Origin of the sequence: Agrobacterium sp. NPDC058088, from assembly GCF_042885035.1 — a bacterium.
Classification (GTDB): Bacteria; Pseudomonadota; Alphaproteobacteria; order Rhizobiales; family Rhizobiaceae; genus Agrobacterium.
The window spans coordinates 1-8,715 of sequence record NZ_JBHVSU010000021.1 but is presented as its reverse complement, the minus strand read 5'-3'; the positions used below and the strand labels follow the sequence as shown (position 1 = coordinate 8,715).

General features: G+C 56.0%; 4 protein-coding genes. 2 read left to right on the top strand and 2 right to left on the bottom strand.

All coding sequences use genetic code 11. The annotated features are described in order from the left end of the window. Positions 1-520 precede the first annotated feature (520 nt). Entirely contained in the window at positions 521-4,156 is a 3,636-nt protein-coding gene (locus ACFVTJ_RS25210) for a P-loop NTPase fold protein (RefSeq protein ID WP_386911244.1), read from the bottom strand. Between the two features lie 331 nt (positions 4,157-4,487). Here ACFVTJ_RS25210 and ACFVTJ_RS25205 point away from each other — a divergent pair, with 331 nt between their 5' ends. Next, positions 4,488-5,699, top strand: a complete 1,212-nt coding sequence (locus ACFVTJ_RS25205; RefSeq protein WP_386911243.1) for an SIR2 family protein — start codon at positions 4,488-4,490, stop codon at positions 5,697-5,699. A 257-nt stretch (positions 5,700-5,956) separates the two neighbouring features. On the opposite strand, the gene ACFVTJ_RS25200 is transcribed toward ACFVTJ_RS25205, so the two are convergent. Next, entirely contained in the window at positions 5,957-6,883 is a 927-nt protein-coding gene (locus ACFVTJ_RS25200; RefSeq protein ID WP_386911242.1) for a LysR family transcriptional regulator, read from the bottom strand. A 211-nt stretch (positions 6,884-7,094) separates the two neighbouring features. Between ACFVTJ_RS25200 and ACFVTJ_RS25195 the strand changes: the two genes are divergently transcribed. Then, positions 7,095-8,447: an MATE family efflux transporter gene (locus ACFVTJ_RS25195; RefSeq protein ID WP_386911241.1), complete on the top strand. Its 1,353-nt coding sequence runs from the start codon at positions 7,095-7,097 to the stop codon at positions 8,445-8,447. Positions 8,448-8,715 lie beyond the last annotated feature (268 nt).

The window sequence follows — 8,715 nt, the reverse complement described above, 5'->3', positions numbered from 1 at the left end:
GGTCTAGACATAGTTCCTCACATTCAGAGAACTCGTATGCCCGACATACCCTACTCAGCATCAGCCGCGCCAGATGGGGTCTCCTTGCCGCTTACTGTGCGCGCTCGTGAGAATTGAGACAGGTGCAATTCTTCCGTGAATCGCGCTTGATTTACAAGGCGATTATACGGTTGTTGATTGTCGTCGATCTTCCTCATGTGCATTCGTAAATTCGTTCATTACCGGCCAACTGGCGATAAAGCACTGTCGACGCGGCCTGTACCGATATCGGCGCTATTGCCCAGTGCTTTTACGTCTGGTGCTGAGCAGCCCATTTTCGGGGGGCGACTGCGATCCAGAGGATGGCGTCTATATCGAAGGCTGACATATCGAGCTGCACAAGGGATCCTGCCTCGGGGATCATCCCGAATGAAAGCCGGTTTAGGCTGCCGTTCGCGTCATTGGCGGCGGCGCTTTGTGAGCGTTGTCAGTCACTTTCGGAACCGTCTATGATGGGCTCTCGTCATGGCGCTGCCTCCCGTCACACTGGTTCCGGCCTTGAGGTTGTCAACGAAGGAGGTTGTTGCGCTGCGGGTCGATATTGCTCCTCTAGGAACATGCCCCCAGTGGCAAACGAATAGCGGGCGACACGCGGAAGCCAATTGAAGATGAGTTCAGGCGATGTTGGAAAATAGCTGCCGCCGACCAGTTCATCAAGCTGTTCTCGGAGCACCGAATATTCCAACGACATTCTCGCCATGTTGTCCCAGCCTGCTGTCCACCACGCTCTATTGCCCAATCGTGCCTCGGCCTTGAACAGGGGAAAGAGCTCCTTTGCCAAGCCTGCCCTGCCAACCAGCATTGCCAGCAGCAGCATTGGCAATTGGAAGTCACCAGGGACTGTCGGTTCGCCTTGGAACGCCGAGAGCTCGCTTCGCGATACAGATGCCTTAAGCAGGCGGTAAAGGTTTGAAAAACGCTTGGCGCTTCGGGGCGTACGCAGCAACATGTCAAGTCGCTGAGAAAACTCCGCTTCGGCCGGTGAAATCTGCAGGATTTCGGCCAAATCTTCGAGGTCGGGGATGTCCGCGTTCTCAGGCGTGTGAACTGGCCCAGGAGCCTCCCCGTCCAGACGCCGACCGCTGGCTTCGGAGGACCGCAGTGTCGTGTCCGGAGTTCCTGGCTCGATCCCGGACGCGATCATAGTCGTACCCTGAGCGACGGCGGCGATGGTTCCGTCCTGGCGGTCCCGCTGCAAATTTTCTGATCCGCCCTGAGTTGTCGATGCGGCCAAGCTCGACGGCAGCAGCCGGCGCATCATCCGTCCGAAGCCTACTCGGTTCATGGGGCGGACGGAAAACGGAATCTGGAAGATCTTCTCCAGATAATCCTGTGGCGAACCACTCTTCGTTTGGTCCGGCTTGTCTTCGGCAGCGTTGAATTGTGCCAGATGTGTCTCGAGCGACCGCCGCAGCCATCGTGGATCGACGCTGACTACCACGACGAAGAGTTCATAGGCTAGCAGAAGGTGGACCGCTTGAAGAACATCGACTACGATATTGGGCGGGCAACGATCGACGTCGTCAATGTAGAGCACGATCCGGTCGATTCCGTTCTTCGTCGCTCGCGCCTCGCGAAGCCGACCGACGAGCCCCTCGAAATCCTTACGGATCGTGGAGATGAGGCCAAGGTGGCGTCGATAATCTTCCGACCTTGAACGTTCCGCAACGAAATATCCAAGCGACTGAGCCTCTTCCAGAGCGGCCACCCGGCTCTCGATGTCCATGGCTCTAGCGGTCGCCGCCGCGACGCGTTCCTTTGCCGTCTGCTCGCTGGCCCTCGCGCCCGAGATTTGAGCCTGAAGAAGTTTTTCTTCGTCACTGGGTTCCGCGCGTTTGGCGGCAAGTTTCTCGTCGACGCTACGTTTCGCCGTCGAGAGTGTGTCGAAGGCGCTTCGAGCCTTGGCCAAGGCGCCACGAAGCACGACTGTCACCGTTCCAACCCCGATGGTCAGCTTTGCAAACCACGCGGAAAGGTCCGCAGCAGCGTCTGCAACGTAAGTTTTCACAACGTAGTCGACGATTGGGGGCAACGCGACAAGCAGGGCGATGCCCAGAAGCGCAATTCCAATGTTCGGACCTTTGAGCAACGATATCAGAAGTGCATTTGCCCGCCCTGCGGATTTGTAGCTCTCCTCAACGACCTTGTTAAGCTCCCCGATGCTTTCAAATGCGGCCGGTGCCCCGACCTGATCCAGCGCCGTCTTCATGCTGGACTCGAGCGCGGTGTCTTCCTTGAACAGGTTGACGAGATCGGCCGCGCGCAAGTCGCGAAGCCTGATTTCCTGGCGCTCGCGCTCGATGACTTTGTCTTGCAGTTCCTTCGTGCTCTTTTCAAGTTGCTCTGCCGCAGAGGCTTGTTCTTCCCTCGCAAGATTGATTTCGGACCTTGCCCCAGCAAGCTCTCGAACCAGGTCAGCGCGCTGCTCGGCGGGCGTCGGCTTCGGGGAGAGATAAGCGGAAAGGCTGTCTAGCAGGTGACTGACGAGGCTGGCCCAGAGGCTCGTATCTATGTAATGCCAAGCGTTGAAATGGATTTGCACGATGCGGGAGCAGAACTGGTCGTTACCCCGATTGCCGGCCTCCAATGCCAAGTCATCGACCCCGGCCTCGAGTGATTTGATGTAAAAGCTCTTGCCGGAGCCCCACTCCCCGAACAGGCCGATCGCCAGTGGAGGCTCGACATCTTTGGCGAGCATCACCGAGGCCAGCATGCGGACGTCACGCTGGATGCCAATGTCGTCTTTGGCAATGTCGATCTTGTCTGAGGAATGACCTGGCACCTGCCGCGTCCCGTCTTCTTCCTCCGACGACCTGAGGCCGTCCATTTCGTCGAGAATGGCTCGGACTAGTCGCCTGTCGTCTGGACCGTCCGAGACTGCAAGTAGCGCCCCCTCCGTATCGTCACGCTCGAAAACAGACAGCACTCTCGCGAAGACCGAGGTCGCAATCGCTGTCGAGTTGCGGGCTTCGCTAAGGACAAGGGCAGCAAAGCGTTGTAGCCCGATCCTTTCGAGAATGTCCGGCCGAGCTGCATGCGCCATCTGCGGACTTCCGAGGGCGAACAGCGCATCGTACGTGAGCTCCTTGCCCGTTGCCGAACGATCGAGTTGGGATACGACGTCGCGGGCAAGGGCTTCGACCGGAACAACTCTAAGAATGCGCAACGCGTACCATGCTGTCTCGAAGTCATCTGCGTCCATTGACGATCGAAGTCGCCGCCACACCGACTCGTCCGTCGGCCGGGAGGCGATCGCAGCGAGACCCGCGACCTCTTCGGCGTCGTCGTCAAGCGTCTTGCGAATGGCTTCCTCCCGAACTGGCAGCCCCGCTTGGATCGTGCCGGCGAGGACCCAAAATCTAACGGAGCGATCCGTCTCATATTGGGGGTCCAGGTGTCGAAGCACGACCTCGCCGCTTTCGGAGCTGAACGGCTTCAGCCAGATCAGCACACTGAGCATCCATGAGCGCGACGAGGCTAACCGCTTAGGGTCACGGATAGCCGTTGCGAATTGCGTTTCTTGCGCTGGGGAAAAGTCACCAAGGATATTGTCGCGCAGCTTAGCCGCAAATTTTTCACTGTTAGTAACGCCGTGTCGGATGATCCATTGCAGAAGCGCCAACCGCTGGACATCATCTCCATCCTTCAGGGTTCGAAACAGATCGTCGAAGCGCATTGCGTTCTCCGCCGGAGCGGGCGACCGCACGGTACTTGCTTTCATGACCGCATCCGCCAACCGGTCAAAGGTATCACCGTCCGGCTTTCGGGCATCGAAATAGCGTGTATGCGCAAACATCCCGCCGACGTCCTTGAGGGCGTCCTCGGGGGGATCGCCGAAGAGAACAGGTACTATTAGCTTTCGGAGCGACTGTGCGTTTCGTGCAATCTCCCTCTGCGTAGGACCCCATCCTTGTTGCCCAAGTAAAACGATGACGACACGGGCTGCCTCCAGCCGAGAGGCCTCGCCGGAGGATATTTCGCTCCCGTAAGGAAAATCCCTCTGGAAATAATAAACCGAAATTCCGCGCTCTCGCAGCGCTTCGGCGACCTTTCCTACGCTGTCCTCCCCTTCGTTATAGAGCAGGAAAACGTCTTCGAACGTTTCGCTAGTAGCCATCGATCCCCCGCGCCTATCAGCCACGCGGCAGCCGCGCACAATCTCATTAGCGGAATACAGCAATGAGTTGAAGCCGTCGCGGCGAGTTGCTTACATCGCGTGTGTCTGTTGCCCGAACGGACGGAGTTACGCCGCGACAGTGCCTGCGCGTTATCGACACGGTCAAGTTGACTACCATTCGTGCACACCGACGCAGCCGGATGAAGAAAGTGGGAAGGGCCGCCACGGCGGCCTGGCTTGCAATCGCAGGTGTAGCCATCGGGGCTTGCCACATGCTATTAACCTAGTTTTGAACAGCTACGAACTGATATGTGGAAAGGGCGGGCAGATAATGGCACGGAAGGCCACTCAGAAGAAGAAGCGCGCAGCGATCAACCCGAAAAATTCGGCGGCAAAAACGTTTATGAATCTCGTGGACCACTTCAGCTACGAGCAAGGACCCAGCCCACGTCCGAAAGGTCTGACGAATTTCACCTTCTTCGCTGGCGCCGGCTTTTCAAAAGCATGGGATCCGAAGGCGCCAGTTGGTTCGGAACTGTTCACAATTAAGCCGGATGTGATCGAAAAGGTTGCAGACGTCGGCGCTCTCGCCCGAATGTTCGGCTTATCCTCCTTCGACGACATTGAGCCGGACCAGCTCCGGCAGATCGTCTATCAAATTGACATGTATGAGCGTTATCCTGACGTCAGATCTCGGTACGTGGACGAACAGAATCTACGGATGTTCCGCGGCGCTCTTCGTGCTGCCGTGGTCGACCGGTATGATCAGATCACGAACCTGAATTATTTCGATGCCGCCCGCGAGAAATTTCCCTTGATCGACCCAACTGATCAGCAGAATGCAATATTGGGGTTCTTTCGCCATCTACATACGAGGATCGACGGCTCGCAGGGGCCGGCGGAGGGAATCCGCACTCAGTTTGTCACCACGAACTACGACTATGTCATCGAGACTATACTCGACAACGTGTTGGCGTCTGATGACACGCTCTTCCTCTACACGTATCGAGGGTTCACTCCGATCCAGGTGGTCAATGAACCGAATATGGCGCCTGTGCACGAGCACTGGCTCGTGCAGCACCTTCTGAAGATCAATGGCGGGTTCGAGATCTTGCGACGCGGTGACGACTACATCCTTGACTATAGCAGCCGCTCCCCGGCGCAGATCATTCGTGACCCGCCGATCCTGATGTTGGCGTCGCGAGAGCAGGACTACTCCGACCCATACTTCAAAACAGTATTCCCTAAAGTCGTCCGGTTGATGCGGGATACTGCCGTACTTTTGATCGTTGGATACAGCCTCCCGGCCGACGACGCCTTGATAAGGTTCTTCATTCGTCAGTTTGCCGAGGAGCCAGAAGACGGCAGGGGGAAGGTCGTCTTCTATATCGGACCAGGCAATGATCGGGACAAGAGGGCGGTGCTCGAAGAAGTTTTCCCCTCAATGGAACGAGAGGATGCACCGATGCTGATCACGTACAATGGTGGGTTCGACGCGTTTGCTGCTGAATGCCTGAAATACGCCGATCCGCTATTCACATAGCTGCTGGACTTCAAACTGCTTGATCCGTTCGGCTGTCGCCAGTCTGACGTGCAACGCCCCCGGCATACGCAGCACCACTCTCCATTTCCGAAGGGCGCTTGCAGTGTCGCCCCACGAGTCGGCCCAAAACAGGCCGTTCAGAGAGCCAAGTCACAGATCGCGTTGGTAAATTTTGTTGCTGATATGAACCTGGACCGGAGGTCGTTGGTTCACATCCCTTCAAGAGCATATAGCAGTTTGGTGGTGCGCCATGGAGTTTAACGGGATGTTTGATGCGCGTCCGCCGCCTTGGAAGCTGGCTTGTCGAGTTTCGAAATGGACGTCCGGACAGCAGCGAGAAACTCTTCCGCAATGCCAGATGCTCTCAGCATCTTGGGCCTAACATACCAAATTTCTGAAAAGACTGTCGGCACGAATGGGCGATAGACTAAACCCGGTCTCCCGTAGCTTCCCGCCGTGAGTTCATCGACCAAAGAAACACCAGCGCCGTTGGCGACCAAGTCGCATGCAACGAGTGACATCGGCGTCTCCAGATTCAATTTGCGCGAAACCCCAGCGTCGAGGAACACCTGATCCGCTTCAGTGACATCGCCGATATCTCCGATCCGCACAAACTGTTCGCCGTCGAGATCTTTTGGGCTGATATTCTGGCGATCGGCGAGTCTATGGCTCGAGGGCATTACACAGACCTCTTGCACTCGCGTCAAAAGTTCACTGGAAACCTGAGGATGCGTGGCTCGATTGTGAGTAAAGCCGATATCGATCTGCCCCGCTATCGCCCACTCGTGGATGCGCTCGGAAGTTCTGGCGTGTACAGAGATGGAAACACCCTTCTTCTTCTGAGAAAAAGAGGTGACGATCGATGGCAGGAAAGAACCGGCGACGCTTGGCATAGCAGCGATATTCAGGCGTCCAAATTTCAGCTGCCTTATATCGACAGCGGTGCGGTGAAGGCGCTGTATTCCTTCCCAGGCGCGTTCCACCTCCGCGGCGTATACCTCGCCTTCCCTCGTCAAGATTAGACGTCGCCGTGTTCGCTCAAACAATTCCAGGCCCACGCGACTTTCGAGCTGAGAAAGAAGCTTGCTTGCGGCCGGCTGCGTTATAGACAAGGCGTCCGCTGCGGCGGTTAATGTCCCATGACGGACGATCAGCCGGAACAACTCGATTTGGCGGATCCGCAATTTCCCACCTCTTGTATAACCTTTTGGAATGTCAGAAAGGCCAATCTTGTATTGATTTCAGCCGACCTATGGCGAGTTATTAGTAGCTATCATGTTGTAGCCATAGCAGTCCTGAAATGAAAGTCATCGAAGGTCCCAAACTGACTCCGGAAGAGTGTGGCCTGGATGCCTGGCACAAGCGACTTGGCTGGCATTTGAAGGAGTGCGACGTATGATGCCCATTGAGACCGTTGACGGTTCTGATCGGCGCCCGTTCGAGGTTACCAACAGAGTCGTCCTTTCCATCGCGGCACCGATGACGGTCGCCTACCTCACCACGCCCCTCTTAGGTTTGGTCGACACCGCAGTCGTCGGGCAAATGGGAGATGTTGCGTTGTTGGGCGGACTGGCGGCTGGCGCGGTCATTTTTGATCTCGTGTTCACCAGCTTTAACTTTCTGCGTGCGGGAACGACAGGACTTATAGCTCAGGCCTACGGCGCAGGGAATCCAGCTGAGGAGCAGACGATATTCTGGCGGGCTTCTGCCCTGGCGATTTTATGCGGTTTAATCCTGGCGATCGCTTCTCCGCTCATTTCACTCGTAGGGATCTGGTTTATCGGCGCATCTGAAGCTGTTAGTGCCGCGATGAGCACCTACATCAAAATCCGCCTGTTAGCCGCACCTCTGTCGTTGTTGAACTACGTGATCCTCGGTTACCTGCTCGGGAAGGGAGAAGCACGGATCGCGCTTGGTCTTCAGGTTCTTATAAATGTGCTGAACATTACCCTCTCGGTGTGGTGGGGACTGTACCTGGACCTAGGGGTTGGTGGTGTGGCGTGGGCAGCGGTAGCTTCCGAAACCCTCGCCGCCGCTCTCGGTACCGGGATCGTCCTTAGTGGATTTCAGCGTTTCGCTAGTTTCTCTTTGAAAGAACTGGCAGAACGTACGGCGGTCAAAAGGTTGATGGTTTTTAATAGAGATATCCTTATTAGAACGTTTGTGCTGATGGGAGCTTTCGCGCTATTCACAAGGCAAGGCGCGCACCTTGGAACTGTTGAGATCGCGGCAAATGCAATCCTGATGCATTTCTTGGTGATTGCCGGCTTTTTCCTGGATGGCTTTGCGGCCGCTGTGGAGCAGCTATCAGGTCGGGCCGTCGGTGCGCGCTACCGGCCGGCTTTCGACAAAGCAATCAAACTCACGACACTTTGGGGAGCTTTTCTTGCCCTAATATTTTGCGCAGTCGCTCTCATTTGGGGTGGCTCTCTGATCGGAGTGATAACGACTTCAGAAGAGGTGAGGTCGGAAGCTATCAAATATCTTCCTTTGGCGGCTCTCACTGGACTGACGGGGGTTCTTGCCTTCCAGATGGATGGAATCTACTTGGGGGCTACGTGGTCCGCAACGCTCCGGAATATGATGTTGCTGTCGTTTACTATTTACATTGCAGCACTTTTCATACTTGGGCAATTTTTCGCAAATTACGGCCTTTGGCTGGCACTGCACATTTTTCTGATATTGAGGGGCCTGACATTGACGATAGCCCTTCCGCGATTACGTAACGCCACCTTTGGTGCTTCCTAGATCCATATCGCTCGGTGATAGCTTCGGAGCTGTCGGAGCTGTCGGAGCTGCTACGTTCACCGAATTTTACGTCAGCGCGCGCCTACTTCACCAACGATTTTGATAACACAGGCCATCAGCATGCCTCGGCATAATCACCGCGCGGAATAAACATAACCAATTGGAATGTCATTGTAAGCGGCAAGGAGACCCCATCTGGCGCGGCTGATGCTGAGTAGGGTATGTCGGGCATACGAGTTCTCTGAATGTGAGGAACTATGTCTAGACC